At 44.5% G+C, this 15,124-nt stretch carries 18 protein-coding genes; 11 read left to right on the top strand and 7 right to left on the bottom strand.

From position 1 onward, the window contains the following. Window positions 1–55: 55 nt before the first annotated feature. The 3 genes from fliP to HWQ47_RS00475 form a co-directional block, all read right to left on the bottom strand. Window positions 56–784, bottom strand: coding sequence for a flagellar type III secretion system pore protein FliP (gene fliP / locus HWQ47_RS00485; protein WP_269969266.1), 729 nt, complete (start codon window positions 782–784; stop codon window positions 56–58). 2 nt (window positions 785–786) lie between these two features. Further along, window positions 787–1,143, bottom strand: a complete 357-nt coding sequence (gene fliN / locus HWQ47_RS00480) for a flagellar motor switch protein FliN (RefSeq protein ID WP_269969265.1) — start codon at window positions 1,141–1,143, stop codon at window positions 787–789. Window positions 1,144–1,217: 74 nt separating this feature from the next. Continuing rightward, complete coding sequence (locus tag HWQ47_RS00475; protein ID WP_269969264.1) at window positions 1,218–2,075, bottom strand: FliM/FliN family flagellar motor switch protein; 858 nt, start codon at window positions 2,073–2,075, stop codon at window positions 1,218–1,220. A gap of 619 nt (window positions 2,076–2,694) precedes the next feature. Here HWQ47_RS00475 and HWQ47_RS00470 point away from each other — a divergent pair. The 9 genes from HWQ47_RS00470 (at window position 2,695) to HWQ47_RS00430 (ending at window position 11,179) form a co-directional block, all read left to right on the top strand. Then, on the top strand, window positions 2,695–3,600 hold the full coding sequence (locus HWQ47_RS00470; protein ID WP_269969263.1) for a MotY family protein: 906 nt from the start codon (window positions 2,695–2,697) through the stop codon (window positions 3,598–3,600). Then, window positions 3,593–4,894, top strand: coding sequence for a sigma-54 interaction domain-containing protein (locus HWQ47_RS00465; RefSeq protein WP_269969262.1), 1,302 nt, complete (start codon window positions 3,593–3,595; stop codon window positions 4,892–4,894). Before HWQ47_RS00470 ends, HWQ47_RS00465 begins: the two co-directional genes overlap by 8 nt. A 42-nt stretch (window positions 4,895–4,936) precedes the next feature. Next, window positions 4,937–5,275 carry a flagellar hook-basal body complex protein FliE gene (gene fliE / locus HWQ47_RS00460; RefSeq protein ID WP_269969261.1) on the top strand — a complete coding sequence of 113 codons (339 nt, stop codon included), beginning with the start codon at window positions 4,937–4,939 and terminating at the stop codon, window positions 5,273–5,275. A 67-nt stretch (window positions 5,276–5,342) separates the two neighbouring features. Then, a complete protein-coding gene (fliF, locus tag HWQ47_RS00455; protein ID WP_269969260.1) occupies window positions 5,343–7,049 on the top strand; it encodes a flagellar basal-body MS-ring/collar protein FliF in 1,707 nt (568 codons plus the stop codon). Window positions 7,050–7,123: 74 nt separating this feature from the next. After that, window positions 7,124–8,110: a flagellar motor switch protein FliG gene (locus HWQ47_RS00450; RefSeq protein WP_269971627.1), complete on the top strand. Its 987-nt coding sequence runs from the start codon at window positions 7,124–7,126 to the stop codon at window positions 8,108–8,110. Further along, window positions 8,110–8,868: a flagellar assembly protein FliH gene (gene fliH / locus HWQ47_RS00445; protein ID WP_269969259.1), complete on the top strand. Its 759-nt coding sequence runs from the start codon at window positions 8,110–8,112 to the stop codon at window positions 8,866–8,868. The genes HWQ47_RS00450 and fliH overlap by 1 nt, the downstream gene beginning before the upstream one ends. After that, window positions 8,858–10,225, top strand: coding sequence for a flagellar protein export ATPase FliI (fliI, locus tag HWQ47_RS00440; RefSeq protein WP_269969258.1), 1,368 nt, complete (start codon window positions 8,858–8,860; stop codon window positions 10,223–10,225). Before fliH ends, fliI begins: the two co-directional genes overlap by 11 nt. Further along, window positions 10,222–10,641 (top strand): hypothetical protein, encoded by a 420-nt coding sequence (locus tag HWQ47_RS00435; RefSeq protein ID WP_269969257.1) that lies wholly within the window; start codon window positions 10,222–10,224, stop codon window positions 10,639–10,641. Before fliI ends, HWQ47_RS00435 begins: the two co-directional genes overlap by 4 nt. 208 nt (window positions 10,642–10,849) lie before the next feature. Beyond that, window positions 10,850–11,179 carry a hypothetical protein gene (locus HWQ47_RS00430; protein WP_269969256.1) on the top strand — a complete coding sequence of 110 codons (330 nt, stop codon included), beginning with the start codon at window positions 10,850–10,852 and terminating at the stop codon, window positions 11,177–11,179. 234 nt (window positions 11,180–11,413) lie between these two features. On the opposite strand, the gene HWQ47_RS00425 is transcribed toward HWQ47_RS00430, so the two are convergent. The 4 genes from HWQ47_RS00425 to flgA form a co-directional block, all read right to left on the bottom strand. After that, a complete protein-coding gene (locus HWQ47_RS00425) occupies window positions 11,414–12,004 on the bottom strand; it encodes a class I SAM-dependent DNA methyltransferase (RefSeq protein WP_269969255.1) in 591 nt (196 codons plus the stop codon). 592 nt (window positions 12,005–12,596) lie between these two features. Next, the gene (locus HWQ47_RS00420; protein ID WP_269969254.1) at window positions 12,597–13,055 is read right to left on the bottom strand and encodes a flagellar protein FlgN; all 459 of its coding nucleotides are present in this window, start codon (window positions 13,053–13,055) and stop codon (window positions 12,597–12,599) included. A 3-nt stretch (window positions 13,056–13,058) separates the two neighbouring features. Then, window positions 13,059–13,340: a flagellar biosynthesis anti-sigma factor FlgM gene (locus HWQ47_RS00415; RefSeq protein ID WP_269969253.1), complete on the bottom strand. Its 282-nt coding sequence runs from the start codon at window positions 13,338–13,340 to the stop codon at window positions 13,059–13,061. 75 nt (window positions 13,341–13,415) lie between these two features. After that, window positions 13,416–14,162 carry a flagellar basal body P-ring formation chaperone FlgA gene (gene flgA, locus HWQ47_RS00410; protein WP_269969252.1) on the bottom strand — a complete coding sequence of 249 codons (747 nt, stop codon included), beginning with the start codon at window positions 14,160–14,162 and terminating at the stop codon, window positions 13,416–13,418. Window positions 14,163–14,248: 86 nt separating this feature from the next. Between flgA and HWQ47_RS00405 the strand changes: the two genes are divergently transcribed. Both HWQ47_RS00405 and flgC read left to right on the top strand, forming a co-directional pair. Continuing rightward, the gene (locus HWQ47_RS00405) at window positions 14,249–14,599 is read left to right on the top strand and encodes a flagellar basal body rod protein FlgB (RefSeq protein WP_269969251.1); all 351 of its coding nucleotides are present in this window, start codon (window positions 14,249–14,251) and stop codon (window positions 14,597–14,599) included. A 104-nt stretch (window positions 14,600–14,703) separates the two neighbouring features. Continuing rightward, window positions 14,704–15,123: a flagellar basal body rod protein FlgC gene (flgC, locus tag HWQ47_RS00400; protein WP_269969250.1), complete on the top strand. Its 420-nt coding sequence runs from the start codon at window positions 14,704–14,706 to the stop codon at window positions 15,121–15,123. Window position 15,124 lies beyond the last annotated feature (1 nt).

The raw sequence follows: 15,124 nt of genomic DNA, 5'->3' as shown, positions 1-15,124 counted from the left end.
TTTAAGCTCAATTGACTTGCTCCAGTTTCATTAACTCTATTCACCATTAAATTCGCTAGCCAAAACTGGCCACTAAGGTACTCACTGTCATTGTCCAACCATCCACCAATACAAATACCATCAACTTGAAAGGCAAGGAGATAATCAAGGGAGAAAGCATCATCATCCCCATGGACATCAATACACTTGCGACCACAAGATCGATGACTAAGAAAGGTAAAAATAATAGGAACCCAATTTGGAAAGCCGTTTTTAACTCACTCAATACAAAAGCTGGCATGAGTACAAAGAAAGGGATCTCCTCAGCCTTTAGCGTTACGGGTTCGTCGGCTATCTTAAGCATCTGCTCAAGATCCGTTTCTCGGGTTTGCGCCAACATAAATGTACGTAGAGGGACAATCCCAATTTGAACCGCCTCAGTTAACTCTATCTGTCCCTGATCATAGGGAAGATAGGCATCCTCATAGATATCTTTACCTACAGGTCTCATCACAAAAATGGTCAATACCAACGCGATACCAATCAACACCTTATTGGGTGGACTCTGCTGTAATCCCAATGCCTGACGCAAAATGGCCAGCACCACGATGATGCGGGTAAAGCTTGTCAACATCATCAACATAGCTGGCAGGAAGCTGAGCACCGTCATCAACGCCAATATCTCTAACTTGATGTTTACCGACTGACTCTGCTGCCCATCACCGAGTGTAAACAGGGTAAGACCATCGCTAGCAAAGGCTGTAGGTACAGCCAAACAGAGTAATAACAGGAGTGCTCGAAGCATAATCAGTCATTTGCCCCTGTCAGGCTAATCGCTTCGACTTCCAATAAACGCACACCATAGCGACCGTTTACCTCAACCACCTCACCTCTACCAAGAAGGGCACCATTGACTCGAATATCTAAAGGCTCACCCACCATACGATCCAATGCGATGACATCTCCTTCCCCCATTCGGGTCAATTCACCTAAAGACATCTCTGCACTGGCTAACTCTAACGTCACCTGTACAGGTAATTGATGGAAAAAAGAGATATCTTTAACCGGTTTAGTTCTGCTTACTTCTGAGGCAATATCTTCCTCACCAAATAAATTATCATCCAGTAGAAAATCATCATCTTGTAACAAGGTTTGATCAGCCATTAGTCGGCTCCTATTAACAGGTAAATTGCTTAGTAATTTTGAATAAGCTTCAAGCTTAGAAACATGCCCTACTGCTATGAAGCATCTTGAATTAATTTGGCCACCATCTTCCCTTCGTGGGTATGGATAGCGGCATAGAAAAGTGGACGTTTTCCAACGGTAACGGGACATCGGGTATGGAGGTTCATCGGAAGAATATCACCCACTTTTAGATCTTGGAGTGAAGTAACAGGCGTATTTTGGCGACCCAATTCAAACAGGATTTTGATGGGTATTTGTCTTAACTTGCATGATAGTTTTTCGGCTAAGTCCGTGCCGGCAATAAATGGCATAGATAACTCAGACATCAGACCCAGTAAATGTTCTGTCATACAGAACAGCATAGGTGGCGCCATATTCTCTGTCGGAAAGCCTAACTGCCAACTTGTTGCGACATCCATAGATCCCTTGTTGATAACCAACTCAAGCTCTAAAGCCGACTCATCAAGTTCAGCCATAGGTAAAACAGCAAGCGCTGCCAACATAAGTTTTTTGACTAATCTAAACTCAGATTTACTCGGTTCTCTCAACGGAGACTTTAAGGGGCTGGTTAAACTGCCATAATAACCGCTCGCTAATTGATCTAAGGTACACTTATCGATGCGCCACCAAGCCAGTGGTGACCTGTGATAACGCAATAAAAACCACGCATTATTGACATCAAACGCCTCTGACTTCCCCTTCTCTAAAAAAGAAACATTCGACAATGCATGATGCCCCTGACGAATAATAGGATTGAGTACATGATTTACAGCTTCCAATAACGGACGCTGACATGACTCCATTTGAATAAGCAATCGGCTGCGCGCCAACTTCTCTTGAATTAATGCCACAGGCCTAACTCGCTCAGTTCTATTCTCTTTAAGTAGATAAGCTTTTGCAGTAGTTTTCATTTAAAATCCAAAGATAAAATAACAACGCCAAAATATTAACTAAGCATTCAAACTGACATTTAAATGACTTTCGACAATTTTATGACTGGCAATAACAAATAATTAGTTCAACAAAAAAAAAGAAAGGCGTCATTAATTTAAAAATATTAATAATGCAAAAAACATCAAAAAACAATCAACAGAACAAATTTAAAGCAGTAACGTTAAAATAAAATCAGAGTGCGACATTTAATCTGAAAACTTTAACGTTTTTTAGAAATAGTTATATATTGTGATCTATAAACAGTTTCAGATATAAAAAATAAATATCATTCTATTTAAATACAGCGACTTAACAATAATGTCATTTTAAGTTGAAACATTAAAAATATAGTTGAAACAGACGAAAGCCCATAGTAAAAACCTAAGCTTACCTATGTTCCATATAAAAGATATCAGTCAAAAAAAATACTTTCAACTAATCATAAATATAAAATTAAAAGCAAATATAGAAAAAGAGTTTTACTTAAGGTTTTATTAATGCTTAATTATACACCGCAAGAATTCCGTATATAAAAAACGAAGTAAAACATATACAAACCAACAACAATAAACATGATATTAAAAGGCAAATGAAACATTGAAAACATCAGTTCATATAAAAATCTATGCTCTGTTTATTGCTCTCATAATCCCAAGTTCAGCATTTGCGCAAGTTTCGCACTATCAAACTGAGTTTGAACAAGCAAAATGGCATTATTCTGGAGATCCTTACCTATGCCAAATAGGACATAAAGTTGAAGGGTTTGGTGAATTTAAGCTAATTGCAGAGCCTGACAGTCTACTCAGTCTTCAGCTCACTGCAGACTGGCTTACTTTTAAGAATGAACAGAGCCCTGTTACCCTACAATCGCCTTCATGGAATCAAGGTAAGCAGCTAAGTTCAATCGAAACCCAATTACATTGGCAAGGTAACACTGGTCGAAGTCAAGACTCGACAAATCAATTCCTTGAAGGATTAGAACAAGGGCTCTCCTGGCAAGTAGCGATTTCAGGAGCTCAGGGCAACTCGTACTTAGTCGAAACGGCACCAATCGCAACCCAAGCGATCACTCGCCAATTCAAGTTATGCCGGCAAAACCTACTTCCACAGCCCTTCTCCTACGTCCGCCGGATAGATCTTCTATTTCACTCAGGTTCGAGTCTATTAATTGCCGCTCATGAGGCTGACTTAGATGCCATAGCCCAATATGTTCTTGTCGACAATTCAATCGTAGAAGTATTAGTCGATGCCCATGCCGATGGAAGCGGGGAATCGTTAGCGAATCTGGTCCTTAGCAAAGAGAGAGCTGATGAAGTTGCCTCCCGCTTGATTGAGTTAGGCATCACTAAAAAGATGGTACAAGTCAGGCATCATGGTATTCGCTCACCTAAGGCAAGTAACAAGACTCAAGCTGGGAGAGAGTTAAATAGAAGGGTGACTGTGCGCTTAGTCAAGTCAGACTCTCGCTCTGCGGAACTGCAAACCGGAGGGGCTAATGAGTAGTTATAATCTTAGATTCGTCGACACAGAACTGACTCCTAACTATATTCAAAAGTTGCAGTTACAAGGATTTGAACTAGGTCATTCTATACTAGGAAAACCTTGGCTCACGATGATCAACCTGTCTAATTGCAGCTGCGATGAGGCAGTGGTCAAGATGGCTCAGTACCCCGGGAAAAACCAGGTTGCTTTGTTAAATCCTGAACAAACCGATCTTGCGAGTTGTGCTATGCAACATGGTGCACAGGATTACCTATTACTGCCATTAGATCTCGAGCAGTTAACTTCGTTGTTAAACCGATTTCGCCGTTTAGAGCAACCAGATACCGATTTTATAGTCTCCTCAACGGTTAGTCGTCAACTCCTGATGTTGGCCCATAGGGCTGCCACAACAGAAGCAAGCATTCTACTCACAGGTGAAAGTGGTACAGGTAAGGAACCCTTAGCTCACTATATTCATCGACATTCCAACCGTTCAGAACAGCCATTTATCGCAGTCAACTGTGCCGCAATCCCAGAGAGTATTCTGGAGTCGATACTATTCGGCCATGTAAAAGGTGCTTTTACAGGTGCGTCCTGTGATCAGGCTGGTAAGTTTGAACAAGCCAACGGTGGAACCCTACTGCTTGATGAGATAGGAGAGATGCCATTTCTACTACAATCTAAGTTATTACGAGTTTTGCAGGAGAGAGAAGTTGAACGTTTAGGTGGTCACAAGACCATTCCACTCAATATCCGTGTTATCGCTTCAACCAATAGAGATCTGAGACAAGCAGTTAAAAATGGAGACTTTAGAGAAGATCTCTTTTATCGCCTAGATGTATTGCCCCTTAAAATCACTCCTCTTAGGGAGCGTAAAGAGGACATTTTACCTCTGGCCGAACATTTTTTACAAAAATACAAACCACTCTGTGACCATCAAGCTTGCTACTTCAGTGAGCCTGCCCAACAACGTCTACTATCCCACGACTGGCCGGGAAATGTCAGAGAGTTAGAGAACACGATTCAACGCGCCTTGGTCATGCGCCGAGGTCAAGCACTTCAAGCCGCTGAACTCGGTATAGAAGCCAAAGATAACCACTGCACAGTAACAGCTGATAACCCTAAGCAGGGACTTAAAGCCTCCAAGCGACAAGCAGAGTTTCAATATATTTTAGACACCCTAAAACGCTTCCGAGGTCATCGCAGCCAAAGTGCCGAGTCGCTAGGAATGACCACCCGAGCCCTCAGGTACAAGTTAGTGCAGATGCGTGAAGAGGGAATAGATATAGAGCAGGCTTTAGGCCTCGCAGCTTAAACCAAACTGCCACAACACACAGAACATCGATAGGAAATGTACATGTCAGTTTCAACCATAATCAGTCCTCAAGCCATGATGGACACATTAAGTATCCATACAGAGATGGCCAAGGGCGCGATAAAAATCACCGCGAATCCTAAAGATCACGGTATACAAGCTCCCTCTTTCTCTGAACTTATGGAGAGTAAAGTCGTTGCAGTGAACGCAGATCAAAACACCTCTTCTGCCAAAGTTAGAGCCGTCGATGCTGGAGAAAGTGATGATCTAGTAGGCGCAATGGTGGCATCACAAAAAGCGAGTCTCTCCTTCTCAGCCATGATGCAGATCCGTAACCGCTTAGTTCAAGCCTTTGACGATGTGATGAAGATGCCAATCTAAAGGTTGGCAAGGTAAACGAACTCAGCATTAGCAGAAAAATAACGTCTTCTGTAAGGGAAAATATTTAATGTCTACAACTCTCACTCAACCGAGCCTAACCACTATCGACCCAGGCAATAAAGGCGAGATACTCTCCTCAATAAAATCAAAATGGCATGAATTTAATCGAGGTGATCGCCAAGTGTTAATCTTGGCAATCCTCGCCAGTGTTGTCGCCTGCGTTATAGTCCTTCTATTGTGGACCACCAGCCAAGGGTATCGCCCACTCTATGGCCACCAAGAACAGGTTGAAACGTCGCAGATCATTGAAGTGTTGGAAACAGAAGGGATCGCCTATCGTCTCGATGCCACTAGCGGCCTAGTTTTGGTACAGGAAGATAAACTAGGTAAAGCAAGAATGTTACTTGCTGCTAAAGGGGTGAAAGCTAAGGTGCCTTCGGGCATGGAATCCTTGGATAAAGCGGGTATTGGCACCAGCCAGTTTATGGAACAGGCAAGATATCGTCACAGCCTAGAAGGTGAGCTAGCCCGCACCATCATGGCACTCAATGCCGTTCGTACTGCGAGAGTACACCTTGCTATTCCCAAGCGAACACTGTTTATCAGACAGCAACCAGAACTGCCATCAGCATCGGTAATGTTAGATATCTACGCTGGCGCGAACCTACAAACAAGTCAGGTCGAAGCTGTGGTGAACTTAGTCGCTGGTAGTGTCAGTGGCATGACGCCTGAACGCGTTCAAGTCGTCGACCAAGAGGGTAACCTCCTCAGCTCAGGCATTGCGGGCAATCAAGATATTACCCAAGCCAGAGATAAACAGCTCAAATATACTCAAGAACTTGAGCAGAGTTTAATTGATCGGGCATCGAGCATGCTTGCTCCGGTACTGGGACTAGAGAATTTTCAGGTTCAAATCGCTGCTCAAGTGAACTTTAATCAGGTTGAAGAGACACGCGAATCATTAGATCCTCAATCTGTTGTTACTCAGGAACAACAAAGCATTAATGATACTGACAGTACACTTGCCATGGGGATCCCTGGCGCATTGAGCAATCAGACTCCAACAGCTAATCAAGATGGAAATGAGAACTCAAGCCGAAATCTGAATAAACAGGAGAGTCGCCAATTTGATGTAGGTCGTTCGGTAAAACACACACGTTTTCAGCAGATGCAGCTTGAAAATCTTTCTGTCTCAGTACTACTCAACAGCCAAACTGGTGGCACAACGGGCTGGAATGAGACTCAGATGGCTCAACTGGGCACTATGGTTCAAGACGCCATAGGCTTCTCAGCGGCACGTGGCGATCAATTCAGCATCAACAGTTTTCTGTTTGCACCGGTTAAAATCGCCCAGTTTGAGCCAATGCCATGGTGGCAAGCTGAAGGTTATCAGGCTTATCTCAGATATTTCATTGGTGCTATTTTAGGCTTAGGGCTCATCTTCTTTGTGCTTAGACCGTTAGTTTCTCATCTAACACGTACAGCAGAACACACCTTCAAAGAGAATTTCAATGAGACCTCTGTGGCACTGGAACCACCGGTAGAAAACATGGCTAACACAGCCCAACTTGGTGATTCACAGGCGTTGGCTGATCAGTTGATGGGACTGGATCAAAATAAAATGGGGAGCGACTGGATCGGTAACCAAAACCTTCCAGCACCAGGATCGCCACTGACAGTGAAGATGGAACATTTGAGCTTACTGGCAAATCAGGAACCCGCGCGCGTTGCTGAAGTGATAGCTCACTGGATCGGTGATAAAAACAAAGAGTGAGTCATCAATTGAACCATCTCCATTTAATTAATTAGGTAATGAATCTAGTGAATAACAGTGAAACCGGAATACAAATGGACAATCTAGATCAAGCGGCCATGCTACTGCTGAGCATGGGCGAGAAAGGCGCGGCGCAGGTGATGTCCCACCTCGACAGAAATGATGTTCAACATTTAAGCCACAAAATGGCGCGCTTATCCAGCATCACTCAACATGAAGCAGAGGCGGTATTGAGTCGTTTTTTTATGGGATATCAACAACAATCAGGTATTGCACGCGCCTCGCGTTCATATCTGCAAAAAACCTTAGATATGGCGCTTGGGGATCGTGTAGCCAAGAGCCTTATTGACAGTATCTATGGTGATGAGATCAAAACATTGGTTAAGCGATTAGAGTGGGTCGATCCCCAACTGCTGGCCAGAGAGATCACCCATGAACACAGCCAACTGCAAGCCGTGCTCTTAGGTTTATTGCCTGCTGAGAGTGCCGCGCAAGTGCTGCAAAGCTTACCCGCTGAAGGCCAAGATGAAGTACTGGTTCGCATAGCCCAGCTAGGCGAACTAGACAGAGATGTAGTCGATGAGCTGAGACAGCTTATCGAACGTTGCATGTTGATCGCCATGGAGAAAAGCCACACACAAGTTGCAGGAGTTAAACAGGTGGCCGATATCCTCAACCGTTTCGAAGGTGATCGTGAGCAGCTAATGGAGATGATAAAACTCCATGACCGCAAACTCGCCAGCGACGTAGCAGACAACATGTTCGACTTTATGATTTTAGGTAAACAGAAGCCTGAAACCCTACGAGCATTGATGGAAATAGTGCCTGCAGATATGTTGTCATTGGCACTAAAAGGGATCGATTCAGAGCTAAAATCAACCCTACTCAATGCACTGCCTAAACGTATGTCATCTGCCATTGAAACTCAGGTTGAAGCTATCGGGGCAGTCCCACTAAGTCAGGCTATCACCGCCCGACGAGCGATCATGGACATAGCAAAAGAGATGATGAATGACGGTGACATTGAATTACAACTCTTCGAAGAACAGGTAGTTGAATAATGACTATATCTTCAGATAATACAGATTCAAAATGGCGTCTTAAAGGCGCGCTTGCCCGACGTCACAGATTCGCACCACTGATCCAGCCCGATCCAGTAGAAGGCGACCATGGTGCAGGATGGCATGACTATCAGGAGGCCTTCGATAATGGATATAAAGAGGGAGTATCTAAGGGGCACGAGGATGGTTTTAGTTCAGGTTCCGAAGAGGGGCGTTTATCCGGTCATGCTAGCGGCTTCAATCAAGGTCGTATAGAGGGAAAACTAAAAGGAAAAGAGGCAATTGATGAGCAACTCAATGAGATCATCGCTCCCATTAGTGCCCTAAAATCGATTCTGGAGGAGGGTCATAACCAGCAGATCCGCCAACAACAAACCACCATACTGGAACTGATCCGTCGGGTCTCTCAACAGGTGATCCGCTGTGAACTCACCTTGCAACCCCAGCAGATCATTTCCCTTGTTGAAGAGACGATGCAAGCCTTGCCCGACACACGCGCTGAGATGAAGATCCATCTTGAACCGAATGCCGTGCATAAGCTAAAAGAGTTGGCTGCTGAAAAAATTAAGCATTGGACCTTAGTGGCTGATCCCACAATATCTCCAGGGGGATGTCGCATTGTCAGCGACAAATCCGATGCAGATGCATCAGTGGAAACCAGACTCAATGCCTGTATGGATCAGGTAGCGACTAAGCTGGAACAGGCCGGAAATAAAGCCCTCAATCAAGATACTGAGTCCGCTGTCGATGCAAAATAGTGCTGAATCCATCGAAGCTTCAATCTATGAAAACTTAGATTGGCCCCAAGTTCCAGTAGCACAAGTCTATGGCCGTTTAACCCGGGTCAACGGCATGCTGCTCGAGGCCATAGGGTGTCAACTAGGCATGGGGGATCGTTGTCATATCGAGTGTCGTGATGGACGAAAGATCGAGGCCGAAGTCGTCGGGTTTCATAAAGAGACACTCTGCTTAATGCCCATGGAACACACCTCAGGTTTAATGCCTGGCGCCCGGGTCATGCCGCTCATCGGTCAGGTTCAGATCCCCGTAGGTAATGGACTGTTAGGTCGGGTACTCGATGGATTAGCTCAGCCACTGGATACACTCGGCCCGCTGAGTAATATCCACTGGCAGCCTTTAACTAACCAGACAACAAACCCCTTACTGCGTAAACCCATCACAGAGCCATTAGATGTGGGCATTCGAGCCATCAATGCCCTACTTCCCATCGGCCGTGGTCAACGGCTGGGCCTTTTCGCAGGATCCGGTGTGGGTAAAAGTGTACTACTGGGCATGATGACCCGCTTTACTGAAGCCGATGTTGTCATCGTCGGTTTAATAGGTGAACGTGGCCGAGAGGTCCGTGAATTTATCGAGCAATCATTAGGTGAAGAGGGACTAAAGCGTGCCGTGGTTATCGCAGCGCCTGCCGATACCACACCTCTTATGAGAATGCGTGCTATGCGGCTGTGCCATCATGTGGCGACCGCCTTTCGAGATCAGGGTAAACAGGTGCTATTGTTAGTTGATTCACTCACACGTTATGCTCAAGCCCAACGTGAAATAGCCCTGAGTTTAGGCGAGCCTCCGGCAACTAAAGGCTATCCCCCCTCAGCCTTTGCTCAGCTGCCAAGCTTAGTGGAGCAGGCTGGTAACGGTCAGCACCCAGAAGGCACCTTAACCGCTTTCTATACAGTCTTAACCGAGGGCGACGATCAGCAAGATCCCATTGCCGATGCCGCTAGAGCCATCTTAGATGGTCACCTAGTATTAAGCCGCCAGTTAGCCGAACAGGGCCATTTCCCGGCGATCGACATCGCCGCCTCAGTCAGTCGACTGGCCAGCCAAGTCGCCGATCAGGAACAGATACAGCAAACCCAGCAGTTCAGGCACCTTAATAGCCGTTATAACGAAGTTCGTGAACTGCTGCCTTTAGGCGGTTATCAGGCGGGACACGATCCACAAATGGATCTTGCAGTAGATAGCTACCCTATGATGGCTAGTTTTCTTAAACAGGAGACTTCGCAAAAATTCGATCTCCACCACAGCCTAGAAGCCTTAAATAAACTCACACAACATTTCGCCAATCCACACCCACAAAGAGAGCTGAGATGAAGCAACTTTTAAAACTCTGCCAACAGGAGGAGAAAAAGCTCTCTGAGCTCGGCAGGCAACGCAGTGAAGCCCACCACCGCATCACTCAGATAAGTAAACAACAGTTAGCACTAACAAAGATGTTAACTGAATATCAAGCTCACTCACCACAGCTAGCCAATTCACTGCTGCTACAGAACAATATCAATATGCAGCTAGCGCTAAAACCGATGCAGACCCAGTTGACCAGACAGCAACGATTACTTGAGCACGAGCACCAGAGAATGGACGGTTTATGGCGTAAACAACTTGGGAGACAACAGGGGATAAAATGGTTTTGCAAGCGACGTCACCAAGAGCAACTCGATGCAAAATCGATCAAGGAACAGAAACAACTGGATGATCTTGCCGGGCGTTGCCGACTATCTTTCAGCTAAATTTGTGACTTGTTGAAGAGCAAGTTGCACATTTTCTCCGTCCTGTGCTCTAAGGTAGCCAAGGGAACACACTTACATTTCACTAAGTTTTCCTTTCTTGCAAATCATCAAAAGCCATCATTAAAACAAGCAAACAAGCTACATTAGCCATCACTTATGCGCTCCCCTTTGTGATATATTCTCAATTTACACAATGGAGTTTAATAACATGATTCATATTTCTAAAATCATAGCATTAATCGACAAGCAACTTAAAAAACTGCAACCAAAGGAAGTGGTTCAATTTAAAACATATAAGAAAGATCGTGGGTTTATTATTTACTGTTTTAGTTCCACAGAATTTCAAATAGTAGAAGTAGGATTTGAAAACGCATCATTTGTGGGAGATTTAGCAGAAACGAGAAAGCAAGCTAAGAGGTGCTTGGACCGTGAGTTTCCACGAAGCAATAAGGTTTGGGTTGAATATTTTCAAAATGTGCCATCTCCATATGAAGTCAAAGGGTTTAATGCAGAACAGATGAACTTACTTATCCCCTGAAATAGCAAAACGTTCTGGTATTTGTGTTGCGTTGTTTGGCATGCGAGAAGCGACTCATACCAATCAGTATAAAGATTTGATCGCTCAGCGAGAGTTTGGCTGCCTATTTCTGCGTTGAATGAACTCACAAGGGAACAACCATTCTGTCATCCATCCGCCTTGAATTAGCTTGCCAAAAAACACTCTGAGTAGATCAACTTCTTATACTGATTGGTATCACAGCGCACACTCCAATCAAGAAGAGCCTGTCAATACGATCCACGGTTCTAGTTCTCCAGCCAATCCTAACGCTTCTCCTAGCTCCACATTTTGCACGATAAAGCCCACTTTATTTAAGTGACCCACTAATTCATCTTCCGAGTAATAGCTGTAGTAACGATCAAACTTATCACGGATTGAACCTTGGCCAATCTTCATCCCCAAATGCAATATTCCTTTGGGCTTTAAGGCTTTGTGTAACGCTTTTAAAATGTTCGGCAAATCTTGAGGGGTGGCATGGAGCAAGCTAAAATTGGCCCATATACCATCATATGTATTACTGGTACTAATATCTTCAAACACAGCAAGTCGTGCACCAATATTAAAAGTCTTGTTAGCCCGTTTGACCATCTCCTTAGAAGCATCAGTAGGATCCACTCTCAACCCATGCTCTCGCATAATGGCAGCTGAGACTCCAGGTCCACAGCCGAGATCAAGTACATAATCATTTGGCTTAAAGCATGCAATAAAATTCAATAATATAGTATCGACAGCTTGCTGATTAATGATCTCCACATAATTTTCGACATGAACGTCATATGCTGAAATAGTCTTGTGATCGGTCAATTAATCTCTCCTTCATTAAGGTGTATACGCAGCGTAACTAGCTCGCTTTACCAACAATAATTTACCATCGACAAATTTCATTAACCACTGATTTTATACTGTTTAAGACATTATACCAATCAGTATAAAGATTTGATCGCTCAGCGAGAGTTTAGCGGTCCTGAGGCAAGGCAGCGAGTGAAGAGCATAGTTATTCTACGGTTAAGCTCGTTAACACAGCATCAGAACCGCTAAAACTCGCCTGTAAGGAGTGTTTTGGCTGCCTACTTCTGTGTTGAATGAACTCACAAGGGAACAGCCATTATGTCATCCATTCGCCTTGAATTAGTTTGCCAAAAAACACTCTGAGTAGATCAACTTCTTATACTGATTGGTATTCAACAAAACCAGAAATGATAAAGGCTAACAAGATTTCCACCACGGAGTTCACAAAGACCACGCAGAGGAGCAAAACAGGGTGAGGAATCGCGAAGTGATACACTTCGAACGTAAGACAGGGATGCCGAACTGGTACTTTAACAGGGAGGTTATTGGTTTTGGTAGAGCCCACAGGGATGAAAGTTAAAAGTGAGTTAACCCCATAACTCACCACTCAACTTGGTGTAGAAACACCATAATCAATACAAACTTCTTTATCGCGATTTAACAATCCATTGATCACCGCTTGCTGATCCACCAGCAGATTGCCGTTAATATCATTAGCCATTTTGCTTTCTTTGACCAAAATTAACAGGTTATTCCACAATATTTTTACCTGCTTGGCGGCATCTACTGGCAACTTAGTGATAAGCTGATCCATACCCGCGGCATCACCAGAAAAACCTAATTGTATCAGCCCACGGCTACGTTTATTGGCACGAGACTGTAGCTGCTCACATAAACTTAGTTGATGTCGATTATGTAACTCAAGCCCTTGATTATCACGTCGTTGCATCAGCTCTCTTTGCTGAGAAAGTAAGCTTCTCAACTGTTTGTAGCCTTCGATATCCTGACGAACTCCTCGGATAATCTCCTGCACTAACTCTCTTTTGCTTTCGCTCTTGTTACTCATACGCTATCCATGCTGCTTTAACATAGCCTCAGAGATAACATCAATGTCTAATTTAAAGCTCCCATCACGCAAGGATTGGCGGATCTCAAGCATCTTAGCCTGATCAACATCCTCTATCTGTTCCAGCTCTTCCAGTGAGCTTGCAAGCAATTTACAGTCATCACTCACTACTTTCTGTTCTGGCTGAAGTATTTGAACTTTCTCTGGAGAATCAGGCGTTTTCACGGCCCCTTTTCGAGTGCCTATATCGGCACTAATCGCACTGTTAATTTTTTGGATTTCCATCGTAAATGCTCCGCATACTGGCTGTTACTCATTTAAAGCGACACTTAGCTCACTAAACTTAAATATTTGCCCAAGTTAAAACAGAGTTGATACCCTTCCTTTTCCGGTAGGATACGCGGTGATCACTTTACCCGAACTGATATTTTTCACCCTAATCGCCTGCCCTTCACCACCGGACTCTAGCGCCTTCCCAGCCATATTGGCATAGAAGCCATTACTGTGAGCTTCGATAATCACCTTATCACCCAAGTTTACCCAAAGTGGTGAACTCAGATGGTGGAGTTGAATCGCATTATGTCTGCGGATCTTGCGGACCACCTGTCGGCCAACAATATCTTCAACCCGCGTCATTAAATCCCGATCCGAACGGCCTAAACTTAATAACTGCCATTCGATATCTCTAGCCGTAATGAACTCTCCCCGCTTCAGGGCACGATTAGCAACTGGCAGCTTTGCCGTCAAACTGACTTTTGCTCTAATGAACAAAGACCAGCCCTTCGCCTCGCACTGCACTTTACGCTGCAGATTACCAAATACAGCGCCTGAACTAGGATCTATCTTCAAAGACTTAGAGCAAGGCTCCAACTTAGCAGCCCCTGAAGGTACCCGGATTTTGATCTCCTGATGCACCGATTTAATCCCGGTACGCTTGACCCATTGAGCTATCTCTCGGCTTAAAGCTTTTTCCAGCTCTGTTTCCAACTGTTGCTGGGCCCCCGAGACTTCCTCAGCCGATATGTTGAGCGGAAGTAGGCAGGAAACAAGTAGCAGAAAATAGGAAACACGGGTTCCTCCCCACCGTACAAACTTACAGCAACACATTGATAAACCTCAAAATTAACTATTGGCACATTACTTGTATTGTACCGTAGAACAAAAAACATGAGCACACACTACTAGGAGTCACAATGGCGATCAACCTCGATGCCGCACTGGGTATTCATCCCCAAATGCTGGATTTCAGAGTCGAACGAACCAAGATACTAGCAGGTAACTTGGCCAATGCCGAGACTCCTGGTTATAAGGCTAAAGACCTTAACTTTCAAGCGTTAATAACAAGCATTAATGCCGGGATGCCGACCAGTAGTCAGTATGAAGTCGGCTACCGAGTGCCTTATCAAACCTCTGCAGATGAAAACACCGTTGAACTAGGGAAAGAGCAGGCAAGGTATTCACAAAATGCCATGGATTATCAAACTAGCCTCACCTTTCTCAATATGAAAATCTCCGGACTAAAGTCGGCGATAGAAGGTAAATAGGAGTTAGCCATGTCATTTGGATTTAGGGAAAATTATCAGATCACGAGGAGTGAAGAGATGCTTGAAGACGCTTGGAACAGAGTCCTTAAGGTTGGGAGTTAGCGATGTCGTTTGCAGAGATATATCAGATCGCGGGTGCGGGCATGCATGCCCAAACTATTCGCCTAAATACAGTGGCGAGTAACTTAGCCAATGCTGGCGCAGCAGCAGAAACACCCGACACGGCTTATCGCGCATTGAAACCTGTATTTTCCACCATCTATAACCAGACTCAGGAAGGCAAGGTCTCTGGGGCACAAGTTCAAATAGCGGGCATAGTTAAAACCGATGCACCGCTGGATATGCGCTATGAACCAGATCATCCCTTCGCTGATAAACAGGGCTATGTTGCCTATTCAAACGTCAACACCGTCGAAGAGATGGCTGACATGATGGCGGCAAGTCGCGCATTTGAAACCAGTGTAGAGGTGATGAATCAAGCACGTTCTATGCAACAAGGTTTGCTGCAATTAGGATCTAAGTAAG

The sequence above is a fragment of the Shewanella sp. MTB7 genome (assembly GCF_027571385.1).
In the GTDB taxonomy this organism is placed as follows: domain Bacteria; phylum Pseudomonadota; class Gammaproteobacteria; order Enterobacterales; family Shewanellaceae; genus Shewanella.
The sequence above is the reverse complement of the archived record's forward strand: the minus strand, read 5'-3'. Positions and strand labels throughout refer to the sequence as shown.